Origin of the sequence: Pelistega suis (assembly GCF_013133795.1) — a bacterium.
In the GTDB taxonomy this organism is placed as follows: domain Bacteria; phylum Pseudomonadota; class Gammaproteobacteria; order Burkholderiales; family Burkholderiaceae_B; genus Taylorella; species Taylorella suis.
This window is the reverse complement of sequence record NZ_JABGBN010000003.1, coordinates 26,415-44,854: the sequence shown is the minus strand read 5'-3', so window position 1 is coordinate 44,854 and position 18,440 is coordinate 26,415. Positions and strand designations below refer to the sequence as shown.

The window sequence follows — 18,440 nt, the reverse complement described above, 5'->3', positions numbered from 1 at the left end:
TCCTAAACCTATCCACCACTCCCTCCTCTAAACATCATCGCCTGTGCTAAATCCTCCTCCAAAATCATCTCATGCTCAGACATATCCGCAATTGTCCGAGCAACTTTTAACAAGCGCTGGCTCACTCGCGCTGACCAAGCCAAACGTTGCATCGCACCTGACAATAAGCTCTCACCGGATTTATCCAAGGTACAAACCGCTTTTACCTGTGCATCACTTAGCATGGCATTAAGCACACCCTGTCGTTGTATTTGTCGTTGGCGACATTGCTCCACACGCGCTCGCACCACTTCAGAACGCTCCGCAGGTACAGCTTGTAACCAATCCTGTGTAATCGCATGCACATTAAAATGCATATCGATTCGCTCCAATAAAGGTCCAGATAACTTATTTTGATAACGTGTAATTTGATCGCTGGTGCACCGACATAGCTTTTGGCTATGTCCAAGATAACCACAAGGGCAAGGATTACATGTGGCAATTAATTGAAAGCGTGCTGGGTATGTCTGGGTTCGTTTGACTCGAGCAATATGAATTTCCCCTGACTCTAAAGGCTCTCGCAATGCTTCTAAAACTCGCCTATCAAACTCTGCCATTTCATCGAGGAATAATACACCATGGTTTGCTAAGCTAATCTCCCCTGGTAGTACATTCGCCCCACCCCCTATCAAAGCAACTACGGATGCCGAATGATGAGGCGCCCGAAAAGGAGCAATACCTAATGGTGGTGGCATCAGTTTCGTTAAACTATAAATCGCCATAACATCCAGTTGTTGTTGCTCATCTAAAGGAGGTAATAAGGTGGGTAAACGATACGCCAACATGCTTTTCCCTACTCCTGGTGAGCCTACCAATATCAAACCATGCCCACCACTCGCTGCAATTTCTAATGCCTTACATGCTTGTGCCTGTCCTCGAATATCCGATAAACATAACGATGTACTCTCCACTCCGCGACTAGCCTCGTCAATCGACTCACCCTCTTGACCCATCAACATCTCCTGTATCGTCCGCTGCCCAGATAAATACGCCACCACTTCGGCTAAAGTCTCTGCGCCAATCACCTGTAAGCCTCGAATACGTGCAGCCACCTTGGCATCCTCTTTTGGCATAATCACGATTGCCTTGGGGTCACGTTTGTAAATGGACAATGCCATAATCAACGGAGCTTGTATGGAAATTAAGGCGCCCGTCAACGATAGCTCTCCCATCAAATAGATATGCGGTAGTTGCTGTTGTAGCTCATTCGGCAAGACAAGTTGCCCTGTTGCCATTAATATGCCTACCGCAATCGGCAAATCAAATCGCCCTGATTCTTTAGGTAAGTTAGTCGGTGATAAATTGACGGTAAACCGCCCTGCGGGAAAGTCCCAACCACCAAACTCAATGGCGGCACGTACTCTTTCTTTGCTCTCTCGTACACCCGTATCTGGTAAGCCCACCATATGAAAAGCAGGCAAGCCTGTTGATAAATGCACCTCGACACATACGGTGGGCGCTTGCAATCCTGATAAAGCACAACTATATAAAATGGCTAAATGACCGCTCATACATTCCTCTATCAATTTTTCATTCTTTGCACCAAAAGTATGAAAGAGCAATAATTTCTTGCCTAGATGGGTGGATAAACTTGTCCTAGCCTTTTTTTCGTTTTAAGATAGAGTTAAATGCGTAAGATATAGATTTCATGCGACTTACGATTTAAATTTGTATAGATTTAAATAATTATTTGGAAGACCTATTTATGAATACCAGACAATGGCTAGAAAAGCTCGTAGCATTTGATACCACCAGCCGCAACTCTAATTTAGAACTGATTAATACCGTAAAAGACTATCTGGACTCTTTTGGTTTACAAAGTTGGCTGACCATGAATCCCGAAGGCAACAAAGCCAACCTATTTGCGACACTCCCTGCCTCTAACGGTGAGACACAAGGCGGGATTGTGCTATCTGGTCACACGGACGTGGTGCCTGTTGATGGTCAAGACTGGCACACTAATCCTTTCCAACTGGTTGAAAAAGACGGTCTTTTATATGGTCGTGGCACTTGTGATATGAAAGGTTTTATCGCCTCAGCCCTCGCCTTACTCCCAGAATGGACAAAGCAACAACGTAATAAACCGATTCACTTTGCCCTCTCTTATGATGAAGAAGTCGGTTGTGCGGGTGCACCGGTGATGATTGATGAACTCAAAAAACGTGGTCAGCAGGTGGACGGTTGTGTCGTCGGTGAGCCAACGAGTATGCGTGTCGTTGTCGCTCATAAGGGCATTAATCTCTTTACATGTAAAGTGCATGGCAAAGCCGCTCACTCTTCACTGACTCCACGCGGTTGTAATGCCATTGAACATGCCGCTCGCCTAATTTGTCATATCCGTGATTTAGCCGATTATTACCGTCAGCAAGGTCCTTTTGATGATAAATATGATGTGCCATTTACGACAATGACCACCAATCTCATTGAGGGGGGTATTGCGGTCAACACCATTCCTGAAGCATGTACCTTTAAATACGAATTCCGTAATTTACCAGGTATTCCAGTCGAAGAAATTCAAAGCAAAGTTGAGCGCTATGTGCAAGAAGAATTACTTCCTCGTATGCAGAAAGAGTTCCCAGATGCAAAAGTGGAAATCACAGCTAACTCTCGTGCACCTGGTTTAGAAGCCTCAGAAAAAGCGGCGATTACCGCCCTAGTCCGCGCATTGACTCGTGATAACGAAGTGCGTAAAGTTGCCTATGGTACAGAGGCAGGTCTTTTTGAGCAAATTGGTATTCCAACCATCGTATGTGGTCCGGGTAATATCGAGCAAGCCCATAAGCCAAATGAATTTATCAGTCTCGAACAACTCGATGAATGTGATAATTTCTTGCGCAAACTCGTTGCTTCATTGTAATCCACACACGATACAGGTCAATTTACGATGAATACGACAGAACTCAAAATCATTACTGAAGAAACGCATGGCGTGAAATTATCTCTCGCTTATGCGACAGAAGACAATTTTACAGGCAAACTCATTTATAAAAATGCCATCTGCGCTCTGCATCCAGACGCAGAAGAATGCTTAAAAAAAGCGGTTGCCCACGCTAAGCGTGCTGGCTATACACTCATTATCTACGATGCTTTCCGTCCAAGTAAAGCACAACAACGCCTATGGGAGTTCTTACCAGACTCTAATTATGTGACACCACCTGAAAAAGGCTCTGCCCATACACGAGGTGTTGCGATTGACCTAGGTCTTATCGACAATCGCACTGGTGAAGTGGTAGATATGGGTACAGGATTTGACGATATGAGTGAGCTATCGCATACCGACTGCGCTGATTTACCAGTAGATATTATCCGCAATCGTGCCATTTTACTCGGTATCATGCTACACGCTGGCTTTAGTGAAATCAAATACGAATGGTGGCATTATCAACTGCCCCGCGCTTTTGACTATCCGATGTTAGATAATGATTTAATTGATGTGGTGTAAATTTATTTAACACACATTTCACACCAATTACACATACTTTAAACATATATTAAACATCTACAACACATAACAAAAAGGGCTAGAGATTAATATTCTCTAGCCCTTATCACTGAAGACATCAGTCGCGTAAGCAATCCTTCTCTACGCTTTTTATATCCTTATTTATTCAGCATTTAACTGCGCCAAACTTTCTGCCAATAAAGCCAGCATAGCTTCACGCTCAGCGGCTGTCTTAACATCAATGCTAGAAGCGACCACCTGACCGTCAATCACAATATCAACGCCCTCATCAGCACGCACTTGTACAGCGCTTGTCATATCCATTTGCGTCATCGCTTTGGTAGAAAGCCCAGCGTCTTTAGGATTAGCAAAAGGTACGGATAACAATAATTCTTGACCATTAGCGGCGACTAGACGGAATTTAAATTGACCGTCGGTATCGCGGAAACTCACAAAACGTGCTGTTTTAGCGGATTTTTTGGCTGCTTTAGGCTCTGTGACTGCCACCACGGTATTGCGTAGACCCACCGCTTCACGAATTTCTTTAATAAATGGTGATGCATACGCACGCGCTTTAACGGCACCCGCTTGTAAAATATCCTCAATCTCTTGAGGTTTAGCCATCAAGGCTTCATAACGCTCACGCATTGGACCTAGAATACCCTCTAAAAGATTAAAGAGGTCTTCTTTCGCTTGCCCCCATGCTAACCCCTCTTCTAAGGCTTTTTTAAATTGCTGGGTTTGTTCAACCGTTGCAAAAGCACGATATAAACTAAAGAGATGAGCGTTCTCAGCATCTTTAGGTTCGCCAGGTAATTTAGAGTCTGTTTGGATACGTGCAATCGCCGCTTTTAACTCTTTACGACCGCCTTCAAATAAAGGTATCGTATTGCCATAGCTCTTTGACATCTTGCGACCATCTAAACCCGGTAAGGTCGCAACATCTTCGTCAACTTGGACATCAGGTAGCACAAAATACTCTCTACCCTGTCCATAATGGTGATTAAAACGTTGGGCAATATCGCGCGCCATTTCTAAGTGTTGTACTTGATCCTTACCTACTGGCACGATATGCGCATTAAACATCAAAATATCGGCAGCCATCAGAATTGGGTACGAATATAGACCCATCGTGATCCCATCATCCATCTCGACACCTTTGGCTGTATTTTGATCAACCGATGCTTTATAAGCATGCGCACGGTTCATCAGACCTTTAGGTGTCATGCAGGTCAAAATCCATGATAACTCAGGAATCTCAGGGATATCCGATTGACGATAAAACGTCACCTTCTCATGATCAAGACCTGCCGCTAACCAAGTCGCCGCAATCTCCAACCGAGAACGTGCTACACGCGCTGGATCATCACATTTAATCAAGGCATGATAATCTGCCATGAAAAAGAACGCATCCACATCCGCTCGCTCACTCGCCTGAATCGCTGGGCGCAAAGCACCGGCATAATTACCTAAATGCGGAGTACCTGTTGTGGTAATGCCTGTTAATACGCGAGTTCTTTTCATCATCTTCTCTTTAAATGTAAAACTTTTAATCTTGAAATAATTATGCTCTTAGCTACTTAATTTAGATAGCATAAACTCTTTTAACTACAATGTCACCGAATGGCGAGTTTCCGCTTCCATATATTCCTTGGACTGCATTTCCACCATACGAGAGACCGTGCGATGGAACTCACTTGCTTGGACTCCCTCAACATAAATTTGCTCTGGCTCGGTAGCAGCGGACATGATGAGTTTCACTTTATGGTCATACAGTACATCAATTAACCAAGTAAAGCGACGTGCTTCAGAGGCATCTTTTGCCTCAAGCTTAGGAATATCTGAAAGGATGAGGGTCTTATAATGATTAGCGAGTTCGAGATAGTCATTTTGCGAACGAGCTGTCCCACATAATGCAGCAAAGGTAAACCACACCACGCCTGTTCCTTCTGCCACCACAGGGATATCACGCCCCTCTACGTTGATACTGCTTACCTCATTACGATGTGTCGTCAAGGTATCAAAGATTTGCATTAACTCTTGATTGGTCTCTGAGGTAATCGGCGTAAAATAAAGCTTCAATTGTTCTAATGTACGACGACGATAATCCACACCGGTATCGACATTAAGAATATCCATCTTTTCTTTGATTAAAGCAATTGCCGGCAAAATACGGTCACGATGTAAACCGTCAGGATAAAGTGTCGACGGCTCGTAATTCGATGTCATGACAAAGCTAGTGCCGTTATCAAACAGTTTCTGCAATAAGCGATACAAAATCATCGCATCGGCAATATCAGAAACATGAAACTCGTCAAAGCAAATTAACTGATACTTCTCAGAAATCTGTTTAGCGACGATATCAAGTGGGTCCGCTTCTTTGCTAATGGCTTGAAGATGCGCATGTACGCCACGCATAAACTCATGGAAATGGATACGCGTTTTACGCGTTAAAGGCACTGTATAGTAAAAGGAATCCATCAAAAAGCTTTTACCACGACCAACTCCTCCCCACATATAGACTCCTCGTGGTGCTGCTGGTGGAGCTGGCTTTGCAAATAAACGCTTAAAAAAAGACTGTTCTGTCGGTGCGGGTAAACTCACCCAATCGTCATAGAATTTTTGTAAACGCTCAATCGCTTTTAACTGTGCCTCGTCAGGCTTGTAGCCTTTGTCGGCAAGTGTTTTTTGGTAATACTGGATAACGTTCATTAATATCGTGTCAGTGATGAAAATATTGTTTTTTGTCAGTCGCTTGTCATTAGTTGCTAACTCACAATCAGGTTTGCTACACGTTCCGTGCAGTCGCTCGGACAGAGCCTCACTTCGTTCGCCTAACTCACTTTGTGCATCGAAACGTCTCCACAAACCTTAAGTGCTTGTATTAATCACAATCACCTACTTCAGAACATTGTGTATTCACTCTTAAATGCTAACTCGCATTATGTGCATACACCAATCTACCTACAGGTTTTTGTCAGTCGCTTGTCATTAGTTGCTAACTCACCATCAGGTTTGCTACACGTTCCGTGCAGTCGCTCGGACAGAGTCTCACTTCGTTCGCCTAACTCGCTTTGTGCATCGAAACGTCTCCACAAACCTTAAGTGCTTGAGTAAACATTGCTGTGCTAGTTAATGGCAGTCCTCACGAAGAGAACTTGATGTACCGAGCGAGTTTGCAAACGGCGAGCGATAGCGATGCACTTTGCTGTCCGAGCGAATACACAAGCTCTTGCAGTAAGAACAACATACTGCAAGAGCGACGAGTATCGATTAGAAGTTCAACGAACGCTTATCCACCGCGAGCGCTGCTTCTTTCACTGACTCAGACAATGTTGGATGAGCGTGGCAGATACGTGCGATATCTTCTGCTGCGCCTTTGAATTCCATAATGGTTACTAATTCAGAAATTAGCTCAGATGCCATAGGGCCAATGATATGTGCACCTAATACTTCATCTGTTTTTGCATCAGCAATGATTTTCACAAAACCAGTCGTATCACCTAAAGCACGCGCGCGACCATTCGCTAAGAATGGGAAACTACCTACTTTAATCTCACGACCTTCTTGCTTTAATTGTTGCTCAGTCTTACCTACCCATGCCATTTCTGGTGATGTGTAGATAACAGAAGGAATCGTGTCAAAATTAACATGACCATGTTTGCCAGCGATACGCTCAGCCACAGCCACACCCTCTTCTTCTGCTTTGTGCGCTAACATAGGACCACGAACAACGTCACCTACCGCCCATACGTTTGGAAGATTTGTTTTGCAATCACCGTCAACTTCGATAAAGCCACGCTCGTTAAGTGCTAGACCAACTGCTGCGGCATTTAAACCATCGGTATAAGGTACGCGACCGATAGACACGATGAGACGATCCACTTCTAGTGTGTGCTCTTCGCCTTTAGCTGTTGTGTAAGGGATTTTAACTTGTTTAGCCGTTTGTTTGATTTCGCCTAACTTAACGCCAACTTCGATTTTTAGACCTTGTTTATCAAAGGCTTTTTTCGCTTCTTTCGCTACAGCCTCGTCAGCCATCGCTAAGAATGCTGGTGCCGCTTCAAGAATAGTCACCTCAGCACCTAAACGACGCCATACGCTACCCATTTCTAGACCGATAACACCCGCACCAATCACACCTAATTTCTTAGGTACAGAAGACATGCGTAAGGCACCGTCATTAGATAGGATTTGCTCTTCATCAAAGGCCAAACCTGGTAAAGCACGTGGAGCAGAACCCGTTGCCACGATAACGTGAGTGGCTGTTAACTCTTTTGCATCTTTACCGTCAACTTTGATTTTGTAAGTACCGTCAGCTTCTTTACCCACGAAAGAACCTTTACCTACAAGGAAAGTCACTTTATTTTTCTTAAATAAGAACTGGATACCATCATTGTTTTGTTTAACAACCGTATCTTTACGACCAATTAAAGTCTCTAATTTTAATTTCACACTACCTACTTCGATACCATGCTCTGCGAAGTGGTGATTCGCTTGCTCATAGTGCTCAGAAGATTGTAAAAGCGCTTTTGATGGGATACAACCTACGTTTGTACACGTACCACCTGGTTTCGCATTACCTTTCTCATCAACCCAAGCATCAATACATGCGACTTTTTTACCTAATTGAGCGGCACGAATAGCAGCGATATAACCGCCAGGACCTGCACCAATAACAACAACGTCAAATTGTGTAGACATATTCTGTTCTCTTTAAAAATCTGTATTCTTACAAAAACCAAACGCCCCTAATCTTATTATCAGGGGCGCCCTCTCGGTATCTAACGATTAGATATCTAATAATAAGCGTTGTGGATCTTCTAACGCTTCTTTCATTGCTACTAAGCCTAATACTGCTTCACGACCGTCAATGATACGGTGATCGTAAGACATCGCTAAGTAGTTGATTGGACGGATTTCAACTTTACCATTAATCGCTACTGGGCGCTCTTTTGTCGCGTGAACACCTAAAATCGCTGATTGTGGTGGGTTGATAATTGGTGTAGACATCATAGAACCGAATACACCACCGTTAGAGATAGAGAATGTACCGCCAGTTAAATCTTCTAAACCTAACTTACCGTCACGAGCACGTGCACCGAAGTCAGCGATAGCTTTTTCGATATCCGCTAAGCTTAATTGATCCGCATTGCGTAAGATAGGTACAACTAGACCACGTGGGCTGCTTACCGCGATACCAATATCAAAGTAACCGTGGTAAATGATATCTGTACCATCAACTGATGCGTTTAGGATTGGGTAACGTTTTAATGCAGCAACAGCCGCTTTTACGAAGAAAGACATGAAGCCTAATTTAACACCATGCTCTTTTTCAAACTTGTCTTTGTATTGGTTACGTAAAGCAATAACCGCGCTCATATCAACTTCGTTGAACGTTGTTAGAATAGCATTCTCTTGTTGAGATTGTAATAAACGCTCAGCGATACGTGCACGTAGACGAGTCATTGGAACACGTTGTTCTGGACGACCTTCTAAGTTTAAAGGTACGGCTACTGGTGCTGCTGCCGCAGCTGGTTTAGCAGATGCTGCTTGTGCGTCTGCTTTAGTGACGCGACCATCACGACCTGAACCTGCTACATCAGAAGCATTGAGACCTTTTTCAGCTAAGATAACGCTGGCTGCTGGAGAAGCCACATCACCTTTTGAAGCTGCTGCTGGTGCTGCTGCCGCCGGAGCTGCAGCTGGTGCCGCTGCAGGAGCAGACGCTGCTGCTGTCGCTTCTGTATCGATTTTTGCTAATAATTGACCAGAAGTCACTGTGCTACCGTCACCCTCGATGATTTCAGTAATCACGCCTGATGCTGGTGATGGAACTTCTAGAACCACTTTGTCCGTTTCTACTTCAATCAATGTTTCGTCTTGAGAAACAGAAGCGCCTACTTTAAATTTCCACTCTAATAGAGTCGCTTCAGAAATTGACTCAGATAATTGCGGTACGACTACGTCGATAATTGCCATAATTAAAATCCTTTAAACTTAAAAATTATTTTGTTAATACAAAGCCTTTTAAGCGACTAGCAAATGCCTGCTCAATCAAAGCTTTTTGTTGTTCATTGTGCTTAGCTAAATAGCCCACTGCTGGCGAAGAAGAAGCATTACGTCCAGCATAAGAAAGTTTTTGACCTTCTTTCATATTCTCATAAATATGATGTTGGATGTAGAACCAAGGACCTTGGTTTTGTGGTTCGTCTTGAACCCATACCACTTCTTTGGCATTAGTATATTGCGCTAATTCAGCTGCGAAATCTTTGTGTGCAAATGGATAAAGTTGCTCTACACGAATAATCGCTACATCATCAGCTTCACGCTCTTTACGCGCATTGACTAAATCGTAGTAAACCTTACCAGAGCAAACTAATACACGTTTTACTTTGCTTGCATTAATTGCTGTATCCACTTCACCGATAATAGGTTTAAATGAACCTTCCGAAAGCTCTGTTAATGGCACACTCGCATCTTTATTACGCAATAATGACTTCGGTGTGAAAATCACTAATGGCTTACGGAACTTACGGATCATTTGACGACGTAGTAAGTGGAAAATCTGTGCGCCGTTAGTTGGTTGAACCACTTGCATATTGTTGTCAGCACATAATTGTAAGAAACGCTCGATACGTGCTGAAGAGTGTTCTGGACCTTGACCTTCGTAGCCATGCGGTAACATCATGGTTAAACCACATTGACGACCCCATTTTGCTTCACCTGAAGCGATAAATTGGTCGATAACTACTTGTGCACCGTTGACGAAGTCACCGAATTGTGCTTCCCAAATCGTTAATGTATTTGGCTCTGAGCAAGCAAAACCATACTCGAAACCAAGCACAGCTTCTTCTGATAATACAGAGTCAATAACAGTAAATTTCGCTTGGTTTTCGCTAATGTTTTGTAATGGAATATACGTACCGTCATCCCAACGCTCACGTTTTTGGTCATGTAATACCGCATGACGGTGTGTAAATGTACCACGACCCGCATCTTGACCTGTAATACGCACATCAAAACCTGCGCTCACTAAAGAAGCAAACGCTAAATGTTCACCCATACCCCAGTCAAGATTCATCTCACCACGTGCCATCGCTGCACGGTCTGCTAATAACTTCTCAACGAGTTTATGAGGAGTAAATGTCTCTGGCACCGTCGTAATGCGCTCACCAAGACGTTGTAACTCTGTCGTTGGAATCGCTGTGTCTGCTTTGTCAGTCCATTTAGCACCAAGGAAAGGCGTCCAGTCAATCGCATATTTGTTTTTGAAGTCTGTAAGAACTGGCTCAGCAGTCTCACCACCGGCATCCATCACCGCACGGTACTCTTTGACCATTTCTTCGGGATCATCTGTACCCAATACGCCTTGAGCGACTAATTTGTCTGCGTATAGTTTACGTGTACCTGGGTGTTTACCAATTGATTTGTACATCAATGGTTGTGTCAATGCTGGTGTATCTTGTTCGTTGTGACCTAATTTACGGAAACATACAATATCAATCACCACATCATGCGCAAATTCTGCACGATAATCTAACGCTAGACGAGAAACAAATGCCACCGCTTCTGGATCATCACCATTAACGTGGAATACTGGTGCTTCAATCATCTTAACAACGTCAGTACAATACAATGTAGAACGTGCATCACGTGGGTCAGATGTCGTGAAACCGATTTGGTTATTAATCACGACATGTACTGTACCACCGGTACCATAACCGCGTGTTTGTGCAAGGTTTAAAGTTTCCATCACCACGCCTTGACCTGCAAAAGCCGCATCACCATGTACTAGCACTGGCAATACATCTTTCTTAGACTGACGACGGTCTTGACGAGCACGTGCACTACCCTCTACCACTGGGTTAACAATCTCAAGGTGAGATGGGTTAAACGCTAATGATAGGTGCACTGGACCTCCTGGTGTTGAAATATCACTAGAGAAACCGTTGTGATATTTTACGTCACCGTCAGTTAGACCTTCGGCATGTTTACCTTCAAACTCGGCAAACAAATCGCCCGGACGTTTGCCCATGACGTTAATTAGCATATTTAAACGACCGCGGTGAGCCATACCCATCACGATTTCTTGAACACCGATACGACCACCGTGATTAACGATTTCGTCCATGCTCACGATAAAGCTTTCACCACCTTCAAGTGAGAAACGTTTTTGACCCACGTACTTCGTATGCAAGTAACGCTCTAAGCCTTCTGCTTCTGTCAATTGTTTAAGGATATTTTTCTTTTCTGCGACTGAGAATTCCGCTTTAGCTAAAGAGCTCTCTAAACGCTCTTGAATCCAACGTTTTGCTTTTGGATCCGAAATATGCATAAACTCACTACCGATAGATTGGCAGTAAGTATCGCGTAAAGCATTAAGAATTTCACGTAAAGTCATGGTTGACTTCTTAGTGAAGTATGTATTTGTAGCCGAATAAACTTCGTCTAAATCCGCCTCTGTCAGACCATAGAAAGCTAGGTCTAACTCTGGAATTTCAGGTCTTTCTCTGCGTTTTAATGGGTCTAGCTGTGCGTAACGTACGCCTAAGCTACGATAAGCGGCAATTAAAGATTGTACTTTTAATTGCTTACCAGCAACTTCTAAGTTTGCGGGCGCAGCTTGTGTTAATAAAGTATTAGAACGAGCACGTTGTGCAAAAGATGCAATCACTGAAGAGTGATTTTGGTCACGTGTAGTTTCTTTGCCGTCAACGGCAGGAAGATGGCTAAGATTATCAAAATATTCGCGCCACTCTGGAGTGACGGATTCTGGATTATCTAAGTACGCTTCGTATTGTTCTTCAACATACGCAACGTTACTGCCAAAAAGATACGAGTTTTTACTCTTTTCGATAGCTGTAGTCATAACGACGCTTCACCTTTTATGAGTGTTTCACCATATGGATGCAGGAAAACCTTCCGATTTACGGCCTTACCGAATTACGGATAGCGATAAAAAAAGAAGGCGGACTCAAATACATAAATCCGATTAGGCAGTAGTATAACCTTTTTTGCAAAGAAAAATAGCGTATTAACCCTAATTCAACTGATTTCCTTTGCTTTTCTTGACGGATTGAAACACAAATACTTACCTCTATCAAAAATCAAGATTTTTTAAACAAAAGAATGTACCATTTACACTATTAGTTTTTGATTAATTTATTACAGGACTATTATAGGACGAACTATGTCTACTGATTCAAAAAAACTGGCGCTTGATTACCACGAATACCCTCGCCCTGGCAAGATTTCTGTCGTACCGACAAAAGCCATGGCAAACCAAGATGATTTAGCTCTCGCCTACTCTCCAGGCGTTGCACATGCGTGTATGGAAATTTACGCACATGGTCAAGCGGCGGCTGCACGCTATACCTCGCGTAATAATCTTGTAGGCGTGATTACAAATGGCACCGCTGTGCTTGGTTTAGGTAATATTGGTCCCCTTGCTGCTAAGCCTGTCATGGAGGGTAAAGGTTGCTTATTTAAAAAATTCGCTGGTGTTGATGTTTTTGATATTGAATTAGCCGAAAATGACCCGGATAAAATTGTAGACATCATTTGTGCACTCGAACCTACACTAGGCGGTGTCAATCTAGAAGACATCAAGGCCCCCGAGTGTTTCTACATTGAGAAAAAACTCCGCGAACGCATGAAGATTCCTGTCTTTCATGATGACCAACACGGTACAGCGATTATCTCTTCTGCCGCTATTCTTAATGGCTTAAAACTCATTGGTAAAAACCCAGCTGATGTAAAATTAGTCTGCTCAGGTGCTGGAGCAGCAGCGATTGCTTGCTTAGATCTATTAGTCCGTGTTGGTGTAACACGTGAGAATATCTATGTTTGCGATTCAAAAGGCGTTATTTACAAAAACCGTGAAGCCAATATGGAAGAAAATAAAGCACGCTACGCCCAAGAAACAGAGGCGCGTACTTTAGCCGATGTCGTCAAAGGCGCTGACGTCTTCCTCGGCTGCTCAACAAAAGGTGTTCTCACAGGCGATATGGTTAAAACCATGGCGGCTAATCCACTGATTCTAGCGCTAGCTAACCCAGACCCAGAGATTTTACCTGAGGATGCAAAAGCAGCTCGTCCAGACGTTATCATTGCAACCGGTCGTTCTGACTATCCAAACCAAGTAAATAACGTTCTCTGCTTCCCATTTATCTTCCGTGGTGCTCTTGATGTTGGTGCAACAACCATTAACGAAGAAATGAAAATGGCCTGCGTACACGCAATTGCCGATTTAGCACAAGCAGAACAAAGCGACGAAGTAGCCAATGCTTACGAGGGGCAAACCTTAGAATTTGGTCCTGACTATATCATTCCAAAACCATTTGACCCACGACTTATCGTCAAAATTGCCCCAGCGATTGCACAAGCCGCGATGGATTCGGGTGTAGCGACAAAACCCATCGCTGATATGGATGCTTACCGTGCACAGTTGATGAACTTTGTATATCACTCTGGTCAATTAATGCGTCCATTATTTATGCAAGCCAAATCAGCACAAAAACGTGTCGTTTATGCCGATGGCGAAGACGAACGCGTATTACGTGCTGTTCAAACCGTCGTCGACGAAGGCATTGCTATCCCAGTTCTCATTGGTCGCCCTGCTGTTATCGAAATGCGCATCCAAAAACTAGGCCTACGCTTGCAACATGGTAAAAACATTACGATTGTGAACCCCGAAGATGACGAGCGTTACACAGAAGCATGGCAACATTATTACAAACTTCGCGGTCGTAAAGGGGTCACACCAGAAATTGCAAAGATGATGGTGCGCAAACACAATACCCTCATTGGTGCATTACTATTAGAACGTGGCGATGTAGATGCCATGATTTGTGGTACACGTACTCGTTGGGAAAACCAACTCCAATACGTATCCGAAGTTATCGGTCTTAAACCTGGCGTTAAGAACTTTGCTTCAATGAACGTCATCATTATGCCAAATGATACGCTCTTTATTGCGGATACGCATGTCAATGAAAACCCTGACGCAGAAACCATTGCAGAGATTACCTTATTAGCCGCAGAAGAAATGCAACGCTTTGGTGTTACACCTAAAGTTGCCCTACTTTCTAACTCTAATTTCGGTAGTCGCCCAAATGCGAGCTCCAAAAAAATGGCAGAAGCACGCAATATTATTTTAGAACGTGCGCCACATTTAGAAGTTGATGGTGAAATGCATGCAGATGCGGCATTGAGTGAGCGTATTCGCTTAGAAGCTTGCCCTGACAGTACACTTCGTGGCAGTGCTAATCTCTTAATTATGCCAAGTTTAGAATCAAGTAATATCTCTTACAACTTACTCAAAATGACAAGTGGTAATGGTATTACCTTGGGTCCTATCCTACTAGGTGCAGCAAAACCTGTTCATATTATGACAACGAGTTCAACCACTCGTCGTATTATTAATATGACAGCATTAGCCGTGATTGATGCACAGCAAAACACTAGATAACTAGTGTAAATTACGGTACAATCGTAAAAAATTTAAGTTATAAATGTAAATCTTAGATGTAACTATTACATAATTTCATCGCTTATCACACTTTTAAAGTGATAAGCGAATAGAAAGATTCAAGTAGTTAGTACACTAAGCAAATTTATAACCTTATATACTCGATGGCAAAATTTCATTGCCTGTCACATTCTCACAATGGAGGCAGCTAGGGGAGATTCCATCGAAATAAAATTTATAGATTTTCTATATAATTTTAAGTATCATTGAATACTATAAAAGGCTCTCGATATATTGAGAGCCTTTTCATTTATATAGCACGAATATTATCTCATCGGATAAAATCATTGGGAAATATATTCAAATGAGAAGTGTTTTTTTTAACCCAATAAGGTTTACGATGACAATTCCAAAACTTACTGCTTGTTGCAATATATGCATCACTACTTGAGACATTGAAATGTATATCTCTATTTAATCTCACACCAAATCTAAAATAACTACTCAATATACAATCGTTGTCATGAGGAGGTTGCTTCGTTTCGGCTTGCCCATGTTTTTCCTCCCCCAACCTAAAAAATACATCATTATCATCTCTCATATACTTTATATTCGCATTATCAGACTTTGATTTAGGTTTTTTATGTTGATCAATAAATTCATAAAAAAGCCTTTGTATTTGATTAGTGTGTTCGTTCCCTTTATTTCTTTTAATTTCAATAATAGTTCTAAACAACTGCTCTAGCGTAGAAGATGAGAAATTTCTCCTTGGCATTATCAAAATAGACCGAATCATCTTATCATTAAAATTTGATCGAATAAAATTTATTCTTTTTAATCCAAATGATATTTGTTGTTGAAGATAAACCCTATTACCTGCTACTTTATCACACCCCTTGTACGGTGGATTAAGTTGATGAAATAAATATACGTATTTTAATTCTTCGGGAATTAAAATATCTTCATCTATAAATATCAGAACACTGGAATATTTTCCATTTTTGACATTACACAGCTCATTTTCTAAAAAAATATCTACAGACGGATAAACATCTGGATTATCCATAATTTTATATTTATGTTTTAATTGAGAATTAAATAAACTCTCTAATTGATCTTTTAATTTAAAGTAATTTTCATTGTGAATAAAAGATACTTTCAGCATAAATAATGTTAACTAAAAATTTTCAATAATATACTCAACGGTATCTGATCCAACTCTTCCTTAGAAAGTTTCTCTTTTAGTAACACAGAAAAATCTTTTAAATCCATTTTTGTCGATACCATCGCATTATTGACTCTATCAACACTATCCCACTCATATTCTTGACTAGCGGGAATTAGGCCTATTTTGGCTTTTTTATGTTTATGATAAACATACTTAATAGTATCAATACTATAACTATCTATCCATTTTTTTAAACTCACTCCTTCAGGTTTATCATCACCAAATTTATCTTTTAACAAAATTCCTAAAGAACTAAGCAATAAAGGTGAGTTTTTCTTTTCCCATTCCTCATTAACCCTATTCTCAATAAAACATTTAATATCACTCTCTTGCATACATTTCTCCAATGAGTAATATGTATTCACTAATCCGCAATTTTCTCAACATAAAGCTGATAAAGCGGGAAATTACGCCATACACAAACTTTACGATTATACGTATTGATATAACTATCTACGGCAGGTTTAACCAATAAATAATGATCCTGCTGTCCATAAGGCAACGACGTCCAGAGATAATCATCAAAAGCAATCACACCTTGCTTTCTTGCCAAACGATGGGCTAACAGAGCGTCCATCAAAACATCAGGAGCCTCATGTGACCCATCTACATAGATGAAATCAAACGTGCCCTCTAAGCCTTGAGTACATAACTGCATCATTGCTGGATGCGAGTACCCCTTAAGCTGATGCAATTTAAGACCAGGATAACGTTGTTGCATCACTTGCATATTGTGAAGAAAATTTCTCTCCACCATATTCATATCATTAACCCCGATATGCTCCTGACCTCCCTCCCAGGTATCAATACAAAAGAGCTCTACTTCCTGATGATACTGAAGCGCCTTTTCTATCATATAAGCTGCCGAACGTCCCTCATACGAACCAATCTCTAAAATACGTTTAGGTTTGATACGATCAAAAATTGCTGAAAATGATGGAATATTATGACTAAACCAATCAGGGTCTTTAAAAATTAATTCATTATTCATTTGTCACTCATCTAAAATATCATACTACCCAATACTAAACTACTCAGAACCTATTCAACAAATCCTACTTTCCTAATAGTAGCATAAAAAAAGAGGTTAACCCCTTAATCTCTAACATCTGCTGTAATTGAGAAACCTGTTCAAAATTATCTTTCATTAAAAACTCTCGATAATGAGGCAAATAGACCTCTAAACGCATAATCAAATCCGCAGGGGCATATTCGACCAATTGCTTAAATCCTTGATATGACTCTTCCCATTTTTGTAGCAATGCCGCATTTAAACAATACTCATAATAGCGCCAATAACGATAAATATCGACCGACAAAAACAGACGACTATTGGTAGGAAAAGCATACTCACACCCCTGTCGAGCATAAGTATAAGCTAGCGTATAATGCCCCTGCCAATTACAACGTCGTGCTAAATGATACCATGCTTCAGCTCTTTCAGGACATAAACATACGGCTTGCAACCATGCTTGCTGTGCCGCCTCATAATCCTCTCTTCCCTCATAAATAAACCCGACAGCTAAATAACTTAAATAACGCTCATCAACCCAGCCTTCGGCGAATTGCGCACGTTTTGTATACCATTCCAACGCCTTTTCAGATAATCCAGCATCACGAAAGGACTGCGCACAATAAAACATATAACGAGGCAATAAATCAGGTTCCTGATTATCAAAACAGGCCTGCTCTAATAGACGAGCATCATTGATATATTTTTGTTGAGGATTCTTATTTCTATCACCTAGACGACCAGAAATAACATAATAATCCCCATCAATAAGACCATGACTCGCGGGTATACGACGTTCTATAAACTCATGTAACACCCCTCGCCAGTAAAAGCTCCCATCGTTCCGAACCAGTAATAACCGCTGATAGGCCGTCCCTGAGGTTTGAGCACCAAACTTAAAAAAATAGGCATCCTGATTTAGTGATTCAGGAATAATGACTTCTCCATGAAGAGAATCATCTGCATCAAAAAACAAAACATAATCTGTTTTCTTAGTGGCTGCCTGTAAAGCAAGATTACGGTTATAGGCAAAATTTTTCCATTCAGCATGATAAATTTCACCAGGAATTTGACGTTGTTTAAAAAACTGTTCAATTAAAGTAACCGTATTATCTGTAGAGCCTGTATCTGAAATAACCCAGTAGTCAAATGTTAAATGCTGACAAAGATTTTCTAAGGTTTTTTCAATAATATGACTCTCATTTTTGACAATCATATTCAAACAAATCGTTGACATTTCGCTTCC

13 protein-coding genes are annotated in these 18,440 nt (G+C 41.7%); 3 read left to right on the top strand and 10 right to left on the bottom strand.

Translation table 11 applies throughout. The features are described 5' to 3' along the window. Positions 1-8: 8 nt before the first annotated feature. Positions 9-1,550: a YifB family Mg chelatase-like AAA ATPase gene (locus HKX39_RS05485; RefSeq protein ID WP_171680328.1), complete on the bottom strand. Its 1,542-nt coding sequence runs from the start codon at positions 1,548-1,550 to the stop codon at positions 9-11. Positions 1,551-1,744: 194 nt separating this feature from the next. Between HKX39_RS05485 and argE the strand changes: the two genes are divergently transcribed. After that, on the top strand, positions 1,745-2,896 hold the full coding sequence (gene argE / locus HKX39_RS05480; RefSeq protein WP_171680327.1) for an acetylornithine deacetylase: 1,152 nt from the start codon (positions 1,745-1,747) through the stop codon (positions 2,894-2,896). A gap of 27 nt (positions 2,897-2,923) precedes the next feature. Beyond that, the gene (ddpX, locus tag HKX39_RS05475; RefSeq protein ID WP_171680326.1) at positions 2,924-3,481 is read left to right on the top strand and encodes a D-alanyl-D-alanine dipeptidase; all 558 of its coding nucleotides are present in this window, start codon (positions 2,924-2,926) and stop codon (positions 3,479-3,481) included. A gap of 162 nt (positions 3,482-3,643) precedes the next feature. On the opposite strand, the gene HKX39_RS05470 is transcribed toward ddpX, so the two are convergent. The 5 genes from HKX39_RS05470 to HKX39_RS05450 all read right to left on the bottom strand — a co-directional run bounded on the left by HKX39_RS05470 (position 3,644) and on the right by HKX39_RS05450 (position 12,353). Next, positions 3,644-5,008, bottom strand: a complete 1,365-nt coding sequence (locus HKX39_RS05470; protein WP_246226069.1) for a tryptophan--tRNA ligase — start codon at positions 5,006-5,008, stop codon at positions 3,644-3,646. Between the two features lie 81 nt (positions 5,009-5,089). Next, the gene (zapE, locus tag HKX39_RS05465) at positions 5,090-6,193 is read right to left on the bottom strand and encodes a cell division protein ZapE (RefSeq protein WP_171680453.1); all 1,104 of its coding nucleotides are present in this window, start codon (positions 6,191-6,193) and stop codon (positions 5,090-5,092) included. A gap of 561 nt (positions 6,194-6,754) precedes the next feature. Further along, entirely contained in the window at positions 6,755-8,185 is a 1,431-nt protein-coding gene (gene lpdA / locus HKX39_RS05460) for a dihydrolipoyl dehydrogenase (protein ID WP_171680325.1), read from the bottom strand. A gap of 87 nt (positions 8,186-8,272) precedes the next feature. After that, complete coding sequence (gene odhB, locus HKX39_RS05455) at positions 8,273-9,463, bottom strand: 2-oxoglutarate dehydrogenase complex dihydrolipoyllysine-residue succinyltransferase (RefSeq protein ID WP_171680324.1); 1,191 nt, start codon at positions 9,461-9,463, stop codon at positions 8,273-8,275. 25 nt (positions 9,464-9,488) lie between these two features. Next, a complete protein-coding gene (locus HKX39_RS05450; RefSeq protein ID WP_171680323.1) occupies positions 9,489-12,353 on the bottom strand; it encodes a 2-oxoglutarate dehydrogenase E1 component in 2,865 nt (954 codons plus the stop codon). A 321-nt stretch (positions 12,354-12,674) separates the two neighbouring features. On the opposite strand from HKX39_RS05450, the gene HKX39_RS05445 reads away from it, so the two are divergent. Further along, positions 12,675-14,954 (top strand): NADP-dependent malic enzyme, encoded by a 2,280-nt coding sequence (locus HKX39_RS05445; RefSeq protein WP_171680322.1) that lies wholly within the window; start codon positions 12,675-12,677, stop codon positions 14,952-14,954. A gap of 331 nt (positions 14,955-15,285) precedes the next feature. Here HKX39_RS05445 and HKX39_RS05440 read toward each other — a convergent pair whose 3' ends face one another. The 4 genes from HKX39_RS05440 to HKX39_RS05425 all read right to left on the bottom strand — a co-directional run bounded on the left by HKX39_RS05440 (position 15,286) and on the right by HKX39_RS05425 (position 18,431). Further along, positions 15,286-16,119, bottom strand: coding sequence for a hypothetical protein (locus HKX39_RS05440; protein WP_171680321.1), 834 nt, complete (start codon positions 16,117-16,119; stop codon positions 15,286-15,288). A gap of 8 nt (positions 16,120-16,127) precedes the next feature. After that, on the bottom strand, positions 16,128-16,517 hold the full coding sequence (locus HKX39_RS05435) for a hypothetical protein (RefSeq protein ID WP_171680320.1): 390 nt from the start codon (positions 16,515-16,517) through the stop codon (positions 16,128-16,130). A 29-nt stretch (positions 16,518-16,546) separates the two neighbouring features. After that, positions 16,547-17,173 carry a class I SAM-dependent methyltransferase gene (locus tag HKX39_RS05430; RefSeq protein ID WP_171680319.1) on the bottom strand — a complete coding sequence of 209 codons (627 nt, stop codon included), beginning with the start codon at positions 17,171-17,173 and terminating at the stop codon, positions 16,547-16,549. Positions 17,174-17,237: 64 nt separating this feature from the next. After that, positions 17,238-18,431 carry a glycosyltransferase gene (locus tag HKX39_RS05425; RefSeq protein ID WP_171680318.1) on the bottom strand — a complete coding sequence of 398 codons (1,194 nt, stop codon included), beginning with the start codon at positions 18,429-18,431 and terminating at the stop codon, positions 17,238-17,240. Between the last annotated feature and the right edge of the window lie 9 nt (positions 18,432-18,440).